The 15,723-nt window shown below is 31.0% G+C and carries 16 protein-coding genes; 1 reads left to right on the plus strand and 15 read right to left on the minus strand.

The genetic code is table 11. The features are described from left to right. Positions 1–23: 23 nt before the first annotated feature. From BLV37_RS08325 to BLV37_RS08390, 14 genes are all read right to left on the minus strand, one after another. Complete coding sequence (locus BLV37_RS08325; protein WP_091729925.1) at positions 24–1,217, minus strand: NAD(P)/FAD-dependent oxidoreductase; 1,194 nt, start codon at positions 1,215–1,217, stop codon at positions 24–26. A gap of 113 nt (positions 1,218–1,330) precedes the next feature. Then, a complete protein-coding gene (locus tag BLV37_RS08330) occupies positions 1,331–2,374 on the minus strand; it encodes an ABC transporter substrate-binding protein (RefSeq protein ID WP_091729927.1) in 1,044 nt (347 codons plus the stop codon). Further along, positions 2,371–3,162, minus strand: coding sequence for an ABC transporter permease (locus tag BLV37_RS08335; protein ID WP_091729930.1), 792 nt, complete (start codon positions 3,160–3,162; stop codon positions 2,371–2,373). Before BLV37_RS08335 ends, BLV37_RS08330 begins: the two co-directional genes overlap by 4 nt. After that, complete coding sequence (locus BLV37_RS08340; protein ID WP_091729932.1) at positions 3,156–3,989, minus strand: ABC transporter permease; 834 nt, start codon at positions 3,987–3,989, stop codon at positions 3,156–3,158. Before BLV37_RS08340 ends, BLV37_RS08335 begins: the two co-directional genes overlap by 7 nt. Beyond that, a complete protein-coding gene (potA, locus tag BLV37_RS08345) occupies positions 3,986–5,035 on the minus strand; it encodes a spermidine/putrescine ABC transporter ATP-binding protein (RefSeq protein WP_091729935.1) in 1,050 nt (349 codons plus the stop codon). The genes BLV37_RS08340 and potA overlap by 4 nt, the downstream gene beginning before the upstream one ends. Before the next feature lie 21 nt (positions 5,036–5,056). Further along, the gene (locus BLV37_RS08350) at positions 5,057–5,596 is read right to left on the minus strand and encodes a helix-turn-helix domain-containing protein (protein WP_091729938.1); all 540 of its coding nucleotides are present in this window, start codon (positions 5,594–5,596) and stop codon (positions 5,057–5,059) included. Positions 5,597–5,791: 195 nt separating this feature from the next. Next, positions 5,792–6,232 (minus strand): Fur family transcriptional regulator, encoded by a 441-nt coding sequence (locus BLV37_RS08355; RefSeq protein ID WP_176967927.1) that lies wholly within the window; start codon positions 6,230–6,232, stop codon positions 5,792–5,794. Beyond that, a complete protein-coding gene (locus BLV37_RS08360) occupies positions 6,216–7,079 on the minus strand; it encodes a metal ABC transporter permease (protein ID WP_091729943.1) in 864 nt (287 codons plus the stop codon). Before BLV37_RS08360 ends, BLV37_RS08355 begins: the two co-directional genes overlap by 17 nt. A 34-nt stretch (positions 7,080–7,113) precedes the next feature. Then, positions 7,114–7,797 (minus strand): metal ABC transporter ATP-binding protein, encoded by a 684-nt coding sequence (locus tag BLV37_RS08365; protein WP_091729946.1) that lies wholly within the window; start codon positions 7,795–7,797, stop codon positions 7,114–7,116. Between the two features lies 1 nt (position 7,798). Beyond that, a complete protein-coding gene (locus BLV37_RS08370) occupies positions 7,799–8,752 on the minus strand; it encodes a metal ABC transporter substrate-binding protein (protein WP_091729949.1) in 954 nt (317 codons plus the stop codon). Between the two features lie 147 nt (positions 8,753–8,899). Continuing rightward, the gene (locus tag BLV37_RS08375) at positions 8,900–9,688 is read right to left on the minus strand and encodes a TPM domain-containing protein (protein ID WP_091729951.1); all 789 of its coding nucleotides are present in this window, start codon (positions 9,686–9,688) and stop codon (positions 8,900–8,902) included. Positions 9,689–9,701: 13 nt separating this feature from the next. Further along, positions 9,702–10,265, minus strand: coding sequence for a LemA family protein (locus BLV37_RS08380; protein WP_091729954.1), 564 nt, complete (start codon positions 10,263–10,265; stop codon positions 9,702–9,704). A 153-nt stretch (positions 10,266–10,418) separates the two neighbouring features. Continuing rightward, a complete protein-coding gene (gene thiI / locus BLV37_RS08385; protein WP_483145410.1) occupies positions 10,419–11,582 on the minus strand; it encodes a tRNA uracil 4-sulfurtransferase ThiI in 1,164 nt (387 codons plus the stop codon). Positions 11,583–11,596: 14 nt separating this feature from the next. Next, positions 11,597–12,754, minus strand: a complete 1,158-nt coding sequence (locus BLV37_RS08390) for a cysteine desulfurase family protein (RefSeq protein ID WP_091729959.1) — start codon at positions 12,752–12,754, stop codon at positions 11,597–11,599. Between the two features lie 467 nt (positions 12,755–13,221). Between BLV37_RS08390 and BLV37_RS08395 the strand changes: the two genes are divergently transcribed. Further along, the gene (locus BLV37_RS08395) at positions 13,222–14,214 is read left to right on the plus strand and encodes an asparaginase (protein ID WP_342026601.1); all 993 of its coding nucleotides are present in this window, start codon (positions 13,222–13,224) and stop codon (positions 14,212–14,214) included. A 36-nt stretch (positions 14,215–14,250) separates the two neighbouring features. Here the strand turns inward: BLV37_RS08395 and BLV37_RS08400 are convergent, their stop codons facing one another. Then, positions 14,251–15,603: a hypothetical protein gene (locus BLV37_RS08400; protein WP_091729961.1), complete on the minus strand. Its 1,353-nt coding sequence runs from the start codon at positions 15,601–15,603 to the stop codon at positions 14,251–14,253. Positions 15,604–15,723 lie beyond the last annotated feature (120 nt).

A 15,723-nucleotide genomic window follows, 5' to 3' on the forward strand; every position in this document is an offset into this window, starting at 1 on the left:
CTTTTACTATATAAAAACTTTTGTTATAACTTTTCGATTATTTCTTTACAGCTTAAGCCTTCTTTAATAAGGTCTGATATGTCCATGTTGCCATTTACTGCTTTTTTCACACTATTCATCTTTGAAATGTCTCCAAGAAGAATTCCACCTACTAGCTTATTGTCTGCTACAAATAGCCTAAAATGATTTTCTCCTTCATCATGCTTCAATACTTCAGTATAATCCTTAACATTTCCTATGGAGAACAAAGAAATATCACCTATGGATAATGTAGTAAATGGTTCTGGTATCTTATATTCTTTATTCTCGCCAGTCATGTTGGCACCTGCTATTTTACCCTGTTCTGTAGCTGCTGTCCAAAGCCCTAGCACTATGCCGTTTACCTCAGCAATATCCCCTGCTGCATATACATCTTCTATATTAGTTTTTAAATAACTATCTACTTTTACACCTTTGTCAAATTCTATTGATGTTTCTCTTACTAAATCTATATTTGGTCTAATACCTGCAGAGAACAATATAGCATCTGTTTTAATTTGTCCCCCATCTTTAAATTTAAGACCTTCAGCCTTAACCTCTCCTAATATTTCTTCAGCTGCAGTATCAAAATAAAGCTTTAATCCACTATCACTTAGCTTCTTGCTAACTATATCAGCCATTTCTTTGTCTAGCTGTCTTGGAAGAAGATAAGGGAAAAACTCAACTACATTCACTTTTTTTCCTAATTGCTTAATGGCCCATGCAGCCTCTAGCCCTAGTAGTCCTCCTCCTATTACAGTTATATCTTCACATTTTTCAAAATAATTTTTGATATACTTTAAATCTTTTAATGTTCTTAGTGCAAACACACCTTCTTTAAACTTTCCTGTTATTGGCGGCACAAAAGGCTTACTTCCATTTGCTAATAATAGTTTATCATATGTAACTATTTTTCCGTCATCTAGCTTAATTTGCTTTTTGTCTGTATCAATGTTTTCCACTATTTTTTCTAAAATAACTTCAATATTATTTTTCCTATACCAATCCTCTTTGTAAATTAAAAGCTCCTTGTCCTCGAAGGTTTTGCTTATGTAATGTGAAAGCTTAAGCCTATAATAAGTTAAATACTCTTCAGAAGAAATTATAGTTATACTTCCATTTTTGTCTAAGTTTCTTATTTCTTTTGCAGCCGATAAACCTGCCATACCGTTTCCTATGATAACATATTTCAGTGTCATAAAACCCCTCCTAGTATTTTTCTTTAACTTTAATCTCTTAATTTATTTATTACCCCTTTGTCAATTTTTTAATCAGTTATAATTCCATAATAAAACCACGGTTGCCCGTGGTTTTAGCTTTTTACATCAGTCCATATTCTATCATATTCTTTTATAAATTCTCCTGGGTCTAGGAAGACCTCGCAGTTGTTTATTACATCGTCACTTGGATATGCCACTTCATTGTTTATTTCATCAGGCTCAAGTAGTTTCATAGTTTCTGCATTTGCAGTAGAATAACCTATATACCTTGTGTTTTTTAATGCAACATCTGGTCTAGACATATAATTAATAAACATCTCTGCTTCTTTTTTATTGTTGCTAGTTTTAGGTATTACCATATTATCAAACCAATAGTTGCTTCCTTCCTTTGGCACTACATATCTTAAATCTTCGTTTTCTTCCATCATATATACAGCATCTCCAGACCAAACTACTGCTAAAGCAGCTTCTTCACCTATCATCATGTCTTTTACTTCATCGCCTACATATGCCAATAATAAAGGTTTTTGATTTATTAGCTCTTCCTTTGCTTCTTCCAGTTCTTGAAGGTTTCTGGAGTTCATTGAATAGCCTAGTTTCTTTAATGCTACAGCTATAGAATCTCTTTGGCTATCAAGCATCAAAATTTGTCCTTTATACTTGCTATCCCATAGAATATCCCAGCTGTCTACAGGCTCTTGAACTATTTTTTGATTATATAATATTCCTACAGTTCCCCACATATAAGGAACAGAGTATTCGTTATTAGGGTCAAAGTCTAGATTTTTAAATCTATCATCTATGTTCTCATAATTAGGAATATTAGCCATATCTAGCTTTAATAACAAGTCTTCTTTTATCATTTTTTCAATCATGTAATCAGAAGGGAAAACAACATCATAGTCTGTTCCACCTGATTTGATTTTTACGTACATTTCTTCATTTGTAGCAAAGTCTTCATAGTTTACTTTAATATTAAATTCTTTTTCAAAATCCTCTATTACTGTTTCATCTATATAGTCTCCCCAGTTGTAAACATTAAGTACAATTTTGTCTTCTTTACTACAACCTGAGCTAACTAAAACCATTGTTAATATCACAATGGATAATAATACTAATCTTAAGGTTTTTTTCAAGCTACATCATCCTTTCCTTTAATTTCTAATGAAGTTCTTCTATTTATTGCAATAAGAAGAATTAATACACTTAAAAACATAAGAGTTGAAAGAGCATTTATCTTAGGGTTAATTCCTCTTCTTGCCATTGAAAATATTGTAATAGATAAATTTGATACTCCTGAGCCAGTAGTGAAAAAGCTTATAACAAAATCATCTATTGACATTGTAAATGCAATTAATGCACCAGATATAATTCCAGGCATTATTTCAGGCAATATCACCTTTCGGAAGGCATAGAAAGGTGTGGCGCCTAAATCCATTGCTGCCTCTGCTAAGTGTTTGTTTAATTGCTTTAACTTAGGAAGCACTGATAATACTACATATGGAATATTAAAAGTAATATGTGCAAGCAGCATTGTTACTAATCCTAATTGCTTTCCAACAAATACAAACAGGGACATCAAGGCTACTCCTGTTACTATATCAGGATTTAGCACTGGAATATAATTTAAATTCAACATAATCTTTTTCTTTAAATGTCCCATATTGTGTATCCCAATGGCTGCTAGAGTACCAATTACTGTTGCTATTCCTGATGAAAGGAAAGCTACTAATATGGTATAGTATAAAGATTTCATTATTTGTTTATCCTTAAATAGTTCAATATACCATTTAAAAGTAAAGCCATCCCAGTTTCCTCTTGATTTAGAGTTGTTGAAAGAATATACTATGAGAACTATTATTGGGGCATATAGGAACAAATATAGCAAAAATGCATAGAATCTTTTTATCCACTTTTCTACCATATTCTGCCCCCTTCCTTGTCCTTATCAAATCTTTCCATGAAGGCCATGGCTATAAGAATCATTATCATCATAATAATAGATATAGCAGAGCCAAAGTGCCAATCATATACTGTTAAAAATTGTTGCTCTATTAAGTTACCTATAAGCATATAACGATTTCCACCTAAAAGTCTTGATATGACAAATGTGCTTACTGCTGGCATAAATACCATAGTAATACCTGATACTACCCCTGGTATACTTAGGGGAAAAATTATCTTTTTAAAAACTGTTACTCTATCTGAGCCTAAATCCTCTGCTGCTTCTATAATACTCTTATCAATTTTGCTAAGAACAGTATATATTGGAAGCACCATAAATGGTAAAAAGTTATATACCATTCCTAGGACAACTGCTCCATTGTTATATAGTAAATTTAAAGTTGGTAAATTTAGAAATTCTAATAATCTATTTATAAGTCCTTGTTTTCCCAAAAGTGTCATCCAAGCATAGGTCCTTAAAAGAAAATTCATCCACATAGGAACTATAAATAAAAGCACTAAAAAATTTCTTTTCTTTTCTTCAATACTGGCTAATATCATGGCCATAGGATATCCTAATATGAAACATATAATTGTAGATATTAATGCCAATCCTGCCGAACGACCTAGTACATTTATATAATTGGGTTGCAAAAATCTCTTGAAATTATCTAAGGTAAATTTCATTTCTTTAATATTTTGTACATTTCCTTCTGTAAGGCTAAACAATAAAACTAATAGAAGAGGCAATACAGTGAACAATATTATCCACACTACAAATGGGAAGGAGGCAACATTTTTTTTCATTCTTGAATCACCTTTTTCATAATATGAATACTTTCAGGTTCAAACACCATGCCTATTTGTGAGCCAACGGGTTCCATTACTGTACTATGTATCATCCATTCTCTCTCCCTTTCCTTCACTAGCATTTCATAGTGAACACCTTTAAATGTAACGGATGTTACCATTCCAGTAAGCATGCCCTCTTCTTCAGGTACAACCTTTATATCTTCAGGTCTTATAACTATATCCACTAATGTATTTTCCCCAAAGCCTTTATCTACACATACAAATTTTGTATCTGCAAACTCAACTAACAAATCCCTTATCATAGTGCCTTCGATTATATTACTCTCTCCAATAAAATCAGCAACAAATGCATTTTTCGGTTCATTATATATATCTTCTGGTGTGCCAATTTGCTGAATTCTTCCTTTATCCATAACTATTATAGTATCAGACATAGTTAATGCTTCTTCTTGATCGTGAGTTACATATATGAAAGTAATTCCAACTCTTTTTTGCATGTTCTTTAATTCAATTTGCATTTCTTTTCTTAGTTTTAAATCTAATGCTCCTAATGGTTCATCTAATAATAAAACCTTAGGTTCATTCACTAGTGCTCTTGCAATTGCTATTCTCTGCTGCTGGCCTCCACTCAATGAGTCGATGTCCCTTTTTTCAAATCCACTCAAGTTCACTAATTTTAAAATCCTCTTTACTCTTTCTTTTATTTCGCTATTAGGAACCTTTTTAATCCTAAGTCCAAAGGCTATATTTTCATAGACATTCATATGAGGAAATAAAGCATATTTTTGGAATACAGTATTAATTTGTCTCTTAAATGGTGGAAGGTCATTAATCCTTTTTCCTTCAAAAATAATATTCCCATTCGTTGGTTGTTCAAAACCCCCTATTATTCTTAAGGTAGTTGTTTTACCACAACCGCTGGGTCCAAGTAGCGTTAAAAATTCATTTTTTCTGATGTAAAGATTGATATTCTTTAATACCTCTAGGTCATCATATTCTTTTGATATGTTTTTTAAGTCTATTATTATGTTATTCTCCATTTTTTTATTCCCCCTAGCTTGTTAAAAACTTGGTGGCGTACTCACCCAAAGTATCTTAGCTTTAGTCTTGCCTATATTTTTTATAAAATGATTAGCATGAGGTTTAAAATAAAAGCTTTCGCCTTTTTTAGCTTTATGCTTCTCATTCCCTATTTGGATAGATATAATACCTGATAGAACGTACCCAAACTCTTCACCTTCATGGGGATAGTCTTCTTTTGAGCTACCTTCTGGCTCTAGCTCCAAAAGTATTGGCTCCATCTGATTTTTTTGAGCATTTGGTATCAGCCAATTTAAGGTATATTTATAATCTTCATTTTCCGTAACAAAAACATCATCTTTTACAAACACAATTTTTTCTTCTTCTATTTCATTAAAAAAATCTCTTAAATTAGTCCCTAAGCCTTCCAAAATATCCATCAGTGTAGCTATAGATGGAGATGTCAAGTCTCTTTCCAGCTGAGAAATAAAACCTTTTGTTAGTTCACATCGATTAGCCAACTCCTCTTGTGTCAAAGAATTTTTGACTCTAAGTCGTCTAATCTTTTCACCTATTTTCACGGGAAATCCTCCTTGATTAAATTAGCTATTTATTAAACTTTTTGTTTATCATTACTAAACTATTTTGCCAACTAGTATATTATAAACAAAGTTTATTTAAAAAGTCAATAGAGTAAAAAAATATTTTTTTATGCTGAAACCCTTTAAGTGTGTGGCTTCTTTCAAAAAACAAAAGAGCTTCTCAACAGAAGCCCTTCAAAAGTTTTTTTCTAATAAACATTCCTTGCAAAATCCGTAAATTTCAAATTTATGTGACTCTGGAAGAAATCCTTTCTTCTCAAATATTTCATTATCTATTTTTTCAAATGGGCAGGTGTTAATTACTTCAACTCTACCACATATTTTACATATCATGCTGTGAACATGTTCCTTTTCAAAAATAATTTGGTAGGAGCTTTTGCCATTTTCTAAACTAACTTTTTTTGCAATACCAGCATTTAGGAAAATTTCAAGATTCCTATAAATTGTTGAAAAATTAATATTTTTATCTACTTTAAGGACCTTTTCAAAAATTTCTGATGGTTCTAATAAATAATCCTTATTATCTACTAATACCTGTAGTATGATCTTTCTTTTTTCAGTTAATTTATATCCTTTTTCTTGAATACATTCATATAAGCTATATAGTTTGTTCATTATCTGCACCTCCATCTAAGGTGAAGGTTGTTTTCTTCTTCGTAAGTAGAATAGATAGCCTCTTATATATGATTACAATAAATAAAATTATCAATGATACTATTACTATTGCACCACCAGGAGCTATATCTAAATAAAATGATGCAGATAGACCCATTGCTACAGAAATCATACCAAATAAATTAGTGTATATAAAAGCCTTCTTAAAGCTTTTAGCTATTTGAATACTAGTAGCTACTGGTACTGTCATCATTGATGATACTAACAAAATTCCTACTATTCTCATAGATAGGGTTATAGTAATAGCCACAAGCATAGAAAATATTAGGTTTAAAGTTTTTACAGGTATTCCTCTAAAATAAGCATCTCCTTCATCAAAGGTTATATAAAACAATGCTCTAAAAAACACTATTATAGTTGCAAAAATTATTACACCTAAAATAGTAACAACTATTAAATCCTTTTCCGTAACTAAGGATATACTTCCAAACATATAATTCATAATTCCTATTGTTTTATTTTTCCCTATACTTATTAATAGGCTTGCAAAGCCTATGCCTGCTGCCATAACTATGGCAAGAGATATTTCTGCGTACTCCTTATATTCCTTTCTCAGCTTTTCAACTAAAAATGACGCTGATAATGTGGTCAATATAGCTGCATATACTGGATAAGTATTAGTTACCATTCCCAATGCCACACCAGCTAGTGCTGTATGAGAAAGTGTGTCTCCTACCATAGAAAACCTACGCAATACTAGAAATAATCCCATACTTGAACTTATTAAAGATATAATTAAGCCAATAAATAATGCTCTTTGCATAAAAGAATATGATAACATAGCCATGTTTTTTCTCTCCTCAATATAACCTTATATGTATTTATATTTTAATATTATCTATTTTGATTTTTCTATTACCTAGATGAAATATTTTATTTGCTTTGTCCTTTAATATATCCATATCATGCAGAACAATTACAATAGTAATTCCAAGAGTCTTATTTAACCTATCTATGATTTGGAAAAATATGTCCTGAGATTCTGCATCTATACCTATTAAAGGTTCGTCCATAATAATTATTTCCGAGCTATTTGCAAGAAGTCTTGCCAAAAAAACTCTTTGCTGCTGTCCTCCAGAAAGGTTACCTATGAGGCTATCTTTAAAATCTTCCATATTAACAGCTTTTAATGCAGACAATGTAGAGTTTTTAATACTCCTGTTTAATATTTTCAATACTCCCATTTGTGAATATTGGCTACATCCTACTATCTCTTCTACTGTTGCTGGAAACCTAGTATTAAAATCCTTCACATTCTGAGGCAAGTATCCTACCCTATTCCAATCTTTAAAGCCCTCTATGTTATGTCCGAATATCTCTACACTTCCCTTATTAGGCTTAAGTAACCCAAGGATTAGCTTTAGCAGTGTACTTTTAGCAGAGCCATTAGCCCCTATTATTCCTATATAATCTCCTCTTTCTATATCAAAGCTTACATTGTCAAGAACTAAGTTACTGTCATATCCAAAGCTTAAACTGTCTACACTTATTATTGCTTCTTTCATATTATTTCACCAGTGCCTTTTTTAGATTTTCTAGATTTTGCTCCATTAAAGTAATATAATCCTCTTTACTGTCCTGCTGTTCTTTAGTAAGTCCTCCAATAGGATTTAATTCAAGTATTTTTAAATTTCCTTCTTGAGCTAATAATTCCACGACTTTTGGACTAGCTAAGCTCTCTAAAAATATGAATTCGTAGCCCTCATCCTTTATTATATCTAAAAGTCTAGCAATTGTTTTTGGACTAGGTTCTTCATGAGGAGTTATACCAGTAACGGAAACTTGCTTTAGTCCATATCGCTTTGTCATATATCCAAAGGCTTGATGAGAGACCAATATAGTGTCTCTGTTTTTGTTACTAAGCTCCATTTGGTATTTTAAATCTAATTCTTTAAGCTTTAAAGAAAGTTCCTCATAATTCCTTTTATAAAAGTCTTCATTTTTATTATCTAATTTTGAGAATTCTATCATTATTTCATAAGCCATTCTCTCCATGTTAATAGGATCAAGCCATATATGAGGATCATATAGCCCATGGTCATGGTTATGGTCTTCATCTTCATGATCATCATGCTCTTCTTCAAATACTTCTATAAGCTTTACATATTGACTTAAATTTAAAGTTTTAATACCTTTTCCATTTAAATTATGAGCTAGCTTTTCTGCCCAAGGCTCCATTCCCGCTCCATTAAATATGAAAATACTTCCATTTTCCACATCAGCCATTTCCTTCATTGAAGGTTCGTAGTCATGAGGCTCTGAACCATTTGGAATAATAACATTTAAATCAATTCTATCCCTTCCTATTTGTTCTGCTAAATAATATACAGGATAAAAGCTTGTATAAACCTTAAGTCCACTTTCATAGGTTCCATTGGGACTTTTCCCTGAACATCCACTCAACAATAAAGTTAACATCATTATAATAATGAGAGTTCCTTTAAATATATTTGTCTTCATATGTTTCCTCCTATCTAATGCAAATAGTTTGCATTTGCTTTTGTAGATTATTATTACCCCAGTAAAAATAATTATAACATTATTATGTATTTCATAGCGATTAATTTATAAATTTACAGAAAAAAAAGCGTAGAAATAATCTACACTTTACCAACCGCCTCCAGCGCCACCACCTCCAGAGGAGCCACCACCTCCTCGGCTACCTCCTCCTCCTCGACCGCCACCTCTAAATCCTCCCCTACCTCCTCTAGTAGAAGAACGAAGTAGCATCATTGTGAGCATACCACCAAAGAACTTAAAATCAATTATTAGAAATACTATTATTCCTATAATCATTAGGATTGGTTTTACGCCATTCGAGCTAAAGCCATATTCTTCATTATATTCATAATTGTTTTGAAAATTTGAGCTTTGAAAATTATTTTCTATATTATACTCTTTAGCTACTTCAAATAATATAGCATCAAACCCTTTTAGTATTCCTGTATTATAATCTTCCTCTTTAAAATAGGGAAATATATGTTTATCTCGTATTTCTCCTACCTTTCCATCGGGTAAGGCTCCTTCTAGTCCATATCCTATTTCTATCCATAACCTTTTTTCATTTGGAGCTATTAGCATTAGTATACCATTATTTTTTTCCTTATTACCGATTCCCCATTTTCTAAAAAGTCTTACTGCTACTTCTTGTTCACTATTTCCATCTAGAGACTTTAATGAAGCTACTACTATTTGTGATCCAGTTTGACTATAAAGCTGTTGGTTTATATTTATAATGTAATTCTCTAAATGATTGTCTATTATATTTGCTTCATCATAAACGTAAAATTCTTTACTTGGTTCAGGTAATTTAATTTCACTTCCATATGCAATTGGATTAAATAAAAGCATGGAAATTATCAACAAAAAACAAATACTAAATATGTTTTTTTTCATTTATTTCACCCTACTAAAATTCAACTTTTGGCACTTCTTTATCTTGCTCATTAATTTCGAAATATTCTTTTTGCTCAAATCTAAAAATACCGGCCATAATATTTGTTGGAAAACTTCTTACCTTGCTATTAAATGTTTTTGCTGATTCATTATAGTCCATCCTTGATACTGCAATTCTGTTCTCAGTACCTGCTAATTCATCCTGCAATCTAATAAAATTTTCATTTGACTTTAGATCTGGATATGATTCTACAACTACATTGAGTCTGTCTAAGGCAGTTGTAAGCTGGGCATCTGCTTGTGCAAATTCTCCAGGCGTTCTAGCTGTTTCAAGCCTGCTTCTTGCTTCAGTTACTCCTAATAAAACATTTTCTTCTTGTGCTGCGAATCCCTTTACTGTACTTACTAAGTTAGGTATTAAGTCTGCCCTTCTTTTTAACTGATTCTCAACTTGAGCCCATTTAGCATTTACTTCTTCATCTAATCTTACTAGACCATTGTAGCTACCTGCAATACTAAAACCAAATGCTATTATTATTGCTAGAACAATAACTAGCACCATTAAACCTTTTTTCATAATTTCATCTCTCCTTCTATAAAATTCTCTGCTAATAAATCCATCTATTATTCTTAAAGCTTCTATATAATTATGATACTACATTATTAATCTTTTTCCAAATCCATAAAACTATATTTTTTATTAGAATTTAGTTTTAAAATAATCTGTTGATTATTCAGGTTTCACTTTATATACTATCATTTTTTCTATTGCTTTATCTATTAACTCTTCAATATTTAATACTTTCTCTGATTCTTCAATATCTTCTAATTTCGGCCTTGTCACAGGATGCTTTGGTAAAAAAACAGTACAGCAATCTTCAAATGGAAGAATTGAAGTTTCATATGTACCTATATCCTTTGATATCTCTGTAATGTCAACTTTGTCCATACCTATAAGAGGTCTTAATACAGGTATGTTAACTGAAGAATTAGTTACATTAATTCCTTTAATCGTTTGACTAGCTACTTGACCTAAGCTCTCTCCTGTAATCAATGCATCTATTTCTTCTTTTAATGCAATTTTTTCTGCGATTCTCATCATAAATCTTCTAGATATAATAGTCATTTCATCTTCAGGGCATTTTGCATTAATCTCTTTTTGAATATCTAATATATTTACACTAAACAACTTAATTCTACCACAATATCTTGTAAGTATTTTTGCAAGTGTTTTAACCTTTTCTTCTGCCCTTTCACTCGTAAATGGATAGCTATGATAATGTACTGCACTTATCTCTACTCCTCTTTTAGCTATTAAAAAACCTGCTACAGGGCTGTCAATTCCTCCAGATAACAGTAATAGGCCTTTTCCATTTGTACCTACTGGTAATCCGCCATATGCTTTAATCTTGTCAGTATAAATATAACAATTGGTCCTAATATCTATATGCACATATGCATCTGGATTATGAACATCTACTGTGAAGCCTTCTGAGTTTTTTAATATATAAGCTCCTACTTCCCTAGCTAATTCTACTGAGTTAGGTTCAAACCTTTTATCTGCTCTATTTACATCAACCTTAAATGTTTTTATACCTTTTAGTTTTCTAGCTTCTTCTAGTGTTTCTAATGAGCTCTTCATAATCTCATCTATATCTTTTTCTATCCTATAACATGGGCTAATATTAACAATACCAAAAATTCTTCTCAGCTTTCTAATGGCTTCATCTATATAATCGTTTTCTATTTCAATATAAATTTTGCTTTGTTCTTTATAGACCTTGTTTTCTCCAATTTCATTTAATATATTTTTAATGTTTCTTATTAGTCTGTTTTCAAAATAAAAACGATTTTTACCTTTTAAAGCAATTTCACCGAAGCTAACGCTTAACACTTTATTCAATAATCTCACCTCATAGTTATTTTTCTAATATCTATTACTGATTCCTTTAGTATTTCAATAGCATAGTCTATTTCCTCTATAGTATTATAATGTGAGAAGCTAAATCTAATTGCTCCTTCTATTTCAGCATCACTTAGTCCTATTGCTTCTAGGACATGACTCTTTTTCTTTCCATGAGAGGAGCAAGCAGATGCTGTAGACACATAAACCCCTTTATCCTCTAAGTAATGCAGCAATACCTCTCCCCTTACTCCAATAAATGAAATATTTAAAATATGAGGAGCACATCTGTCATCTTGTAAACTATTTATTTTAATACCTTCAATATTTGATTTCAAATTTGTTAGAAAATAATTCTTAACTTCTTTAATATGCTGTATCTCTTTGTCATATGTCTCTTTTAATATTTGAATAGATTTACCAAACCCAACTATTCCAGGTACATTTTCTGTGCCAGACCTTAATCCGTTTTCTTGACTCCCTCCAAAAGATATAGGCTCAAGAGCTATGTCTTTCTTCACATACAGCCCCCCAACCCCCTTTGGTCCATGAACCTTGTGGCTGCTAAAGGAAAAAGTATCTACCTTCAGTTTTTTTACATCTGTTTCTATCTTTCCAAAAGCTTGTATCCCATCTACATGAAGATTTGTATCTTTATTCTTTTGCTTAACAATTTGGCTAATACTTTCTATAGGTAAAACAGTACCTATTTCATTGTTTACCATCATTATAGATACTAGTATAGTATTTTCATTTATAATTTCCTTTAATTGTTCTAAATCTATCATGCCATGCGCATTTAAATCTAAATAAGTTATTTTTAATCCCTTATTTTCATAATGCTTTAGTACTTTTAGTACAGAAGAATGTTCAAATTTACTTGTTATTATATGATTGCCTCTTTTTATGTTTTTATTGATTAAGCCTTGTATTGCAATATTATTTGATTCAGTTCCACCAGATGTAAAGAATATCTCACTTTTATTGCATTTTAGAAAATCAGCAATATTTTTTCTAGAACTCTCTATTTTTCTTTCGGCTTCCAATCCCATTCTATGAAGTGATGATGGATTACCATATTCATATTTCATCATACTGATTACTTCATCAATCGCTTCGTCTCTTGGTCTTGTAGTAGAGCTATTATCTAAATATACCTTCATTAAATCACCTCAAGTGTATTCCAAAATAAAAAACAAGCTTTTTATTCTATATTTAGTATTTTGTAAATTTTCAATAATTATATACCCCAGCTAATTTTGCTAATATGTTAGCTATACCTTACTATTATATATAAATATTGTAAAAGTTTAAAGTCTAGTTAACAAACTTATATAAATTTTAAATGTTTTTAATTAAAATTGTTGCAGAGTCTGTCGCATTTTGTTATAATTTGTTTGAGGCTACACCCCTGGTAGCCTTTATAAAGATCTCTATTCCCAATACCCCTTTTGAACGGTTTACTTTGCATCCTATTTCGAAGGTAGGAATGCACAAAAAAGACCCTAAGGGGTCTTTTTTGTATTTATGCATAAATTGTTATTTTAAATTATTTTCATTTGTTTCCAATACTTTATTTTTTATGGTAGAATTATATTGGATTAAATTCGTTTCCATAGGAGGGCTAAAAGTGGGTAATAAGGTGGCAGTAATTTTTACAGGTGGTACAATTTCTATGAAGGTAGACCCAAGATTGAATGCTGCGATTCCTGGTCTAACTAGTGAAGAAATAATGGGGATGGTGACTAATATAGAGAAATTCACTGAAATTGAAAGGATAAATTTTGGTGAATATCCTGGTCCTCATATAGATCCAGAAATGATGATGGAATTGTCAAAGCTTGTTAAAAACACTATCTCAAGAGATGATATAACAGGTGTAGTTGTCACTCACGGTACCGATACTCTTGAAGAAACAGCTTATCTTCTTGACCTGACAATAAAACCTAAAAAGCCAATTGTTATTGTTGGGGCTATGAGAAACTCTTCTGAGCTAGGATATGATGGACCAAGCAACTTATCAGCGGCAATTTGTACCGCTATCTCTAAAGAAGCCGTTAATAAAGGTGTTCTTGTTGTTATGAACAATGAGGTTAATGCTGCATCTGAAGTAACTAAAACAAATACACTTTCTCTTGATACTTTTAAATCTCCTGAGTTTGGACCTTTGGGAATCGTAGATAATGATGAAGTTATATTTTATAGAGATATTATAAATCATGACCATATTGAAACCGAAAACATTGAATCTAAGGTTGCGCTGCTAAAAAGTGTTGCAGGTATGGATTCTGACTTAATAGATTATTGTATAGGTGCTGGATATAAGGGTATTGTAGTAGAGGCCATGGGCCGTGGAAATGTTCCTATCGAAATGTATAAAGGTATCAAAAGAAGTATTGAAAAAAATATACCTGTAGTTATTGTGTCAAGATGTCCTACTGGCAGAGTTCTTGACACTTATGGTTATCCTGGTGGTGGTAAAAATTTAAGAAATATCGGGGCAATCTTTGGGAATAATCTTCCAGGACAAAAAGCTCGTATAAAGCTTATGCTTCTTTTAAGCATATATAATGATATTCAAACTATTAAAGACATATTTGAAAAGGACATATACACAAAATAGATAAAGAATCGGCTTGGTATAATTCAAGCCGATTCTTTATCCTCTAGTAAAACCTCTGCCCCTTCTGTTTAAATACATTTCAACATGGGCTAAACGTTTATCTATGTCCTGTGCAAATTCTGATTGGTTCAATTGTTTTTCATCTTTTGTTTTATGCTCTGTTTTAATGTTTTGGATTTCATCTTTTATTGACAATAAATCATTTTCTATTTTAGTAATCTTTTCATTTAATTCCTTTATTTCTTTTTGAATATCATAAGAATCCTCCATTTTGTTCACTTCCTTCTCCCATTTAATCTCTGTCTCAATCATGTTTTCATCCTCGTCTTTTTTTTTAAGCTGAGATTTTAGTGGAACTTCTAGTGCAGCTTTAATATCACCAAAGCCAATAAATGAAATATCCTCTCCATACGTGCCAAATGTATAATTAAGTCTATAATCATTTAAAATAGATATATTATTAGTAAGAAATTTATATCTAGCAAAATTATCTCTTTTCGAACTCTCCCATATATATGGAGGACTGAAGCTTAGTCCACTATCATTTGAAAAGCAGCTTAAGACACTATTGTATTCTATCCATGTAATCCATAGGGTTTCCCTACTATATACAAAGTTTGGATACATACAATTTGCTGGATTTGATAAAACATGTTCATATTGCTTTACTAAATTTTCACCTGAAATATTGTATTTTTCATATTTCACCACAAAATTTCCTTCTATGAACTGACTATAGCATAAGTCTATTTCCTTGTTGTCATAGCTAATCATATCTAAATATATTTTCATATTATTATCTGCAGTAATTTGTACTTTGTCTGACCATGTGCAGGTATGTATATCATATAAACTGATAAAAATTTGCTCATTATTATCTGCGATATCGTAATAGCTAATTATTAGCTTTCCATCTGTTTCAACTATTGATATTGGGTTTATTATCTCCCTTTTACGAATGTTAGAAACCACATGTGTCTTCCATATATCCCCTAATAAATAATGATGATATATTCTTAGTATCTCATTCTCTTCTTCAGATTCCACGCAATATATAATATGGGTTTGTTCATCTATCACTCTGATGTTTAAATTTATTAGTTTACCCTTAAATTCGTCTGCAAGTATATGTTTTTCATAACTTTCTTTATCTATTGAAATCAATATTACACTTTTATCTATCTTTTGGCATATTAAATATACTATACCATTTTTAGATATAGCTGCATCATACTCATCTAAGCAGTCATCTATAATTAAGCTTACATTTGTTTTTCCGCTTAATTTATCATAATAGGTCAGTTTAATTTTTTTTTCATATTTATATATTCTATATAGATTTTCATCTTTATCCATTAAAAGTATTTCATGTATGTTCATAAAACCCATAAGAATACCTCCATAGCATAAATAATATTCTGTAACCTCTCAAAGCTTTAATTCATAAAATATTATATAATTCATAATATTCCCTTTCATATAATTATATTTTTTTACTATTAAAAATAT

Origin of the sequence: Proteiniborus ethanoligenes, from assembly GCF_900107485.1 — a bacterium.
In the GTDB taxonomy this organism is placed as follows: domain Bacteria; phylum Bacillota; class Clostridia; order Tissierellales; family Proteiniboraceae; genus Proteiniborus; species Proteiniborus ethanoligenes.

Bases quoted from the DNA above. Each gene is read 5' to 3' on its own strand.
- BLV37_RS08335 (WP_091729930.1), bottom strand. From the start codon at position 3,162: ATGGTAGAAAAGTGGATAAAAAGATTCTATGCATTTTTGCTATATTTG.
- BLV37_RS08360 (WP_091729943.1), bottom strand. From the start codon at position 7,079: ATGGCTATGTTATCATATTCTTTTATGCAAAGAGCATTATTTATTGGC.
- BLV37_RS08325 (WP_091729925.1), bottom strand. From the start codon at position 1,217: ATGACACTGAAATATGTTATCATAGGAAACGGTATGGCAGGTTTATCG.
- BLV37_RS08380 (WP_091729954.1), bottom strand. From the start codon at position 10,265: ATGAAAAAAGGTTTAATGGTGCTAGTTATTGTTCTAGCAATAATAATA.
- BLV37_RS08355 (WP_176967927.1), bottom strand. From the start codon at position 6,232: ATGAACAAACTATATAGCTTATATGAATGTATTCAAGAAAAAGGATAT.
- BLV37_RS08375 (WP_091729951.1), bottom strand. From the start codon at position 9,688: ATGAAAAAAAACATATTTAGTATTTGTTTTTTGTTGATAATTTCCATG.
- BLV37_RS08370 (WP_091729949.1), bottom strand. From the start codon at position 8,752: ATGAAGACAAATATATTTAAAGGAACTCTCATTATTATAATGATGTTA.
- BLV37_RS08365 (WP_091729946.1), bottom strand. From the start codon at position 7,797: ATGAAAGAAGCAATAATAAGTGTAGACAGTTTAAGCTTTGGATATGAC.
- potA (WP_091729935.1), bottom strand. From the start codon at position 5,035: ATGGAGAATAACATAATAATAGACTTAAAAAACATATCAAAAGAATAT.
- BLV37_RS08390 (WP_091729959.1), bottom strand. From the start codon at position 12,754: ATGAAGGTATATTTAGATAATAGCTCTACTACAAGACCAAGAGACGAA.
- BLV37_RS08400 (WP_091729961.1), bottom strand. From the start codon at position 15,603: ATGGGTTTTATGAACATACATGAAATACTTTTAATGGATAAAGATGAA.
- BLV37_RS08340 (WP_091729932.1), bottom strand. From the start codon at position 3,989: ATGAAAAAAAATGTTGCCTCCTTCCCATTTGTAGTGTGGATAATATTG.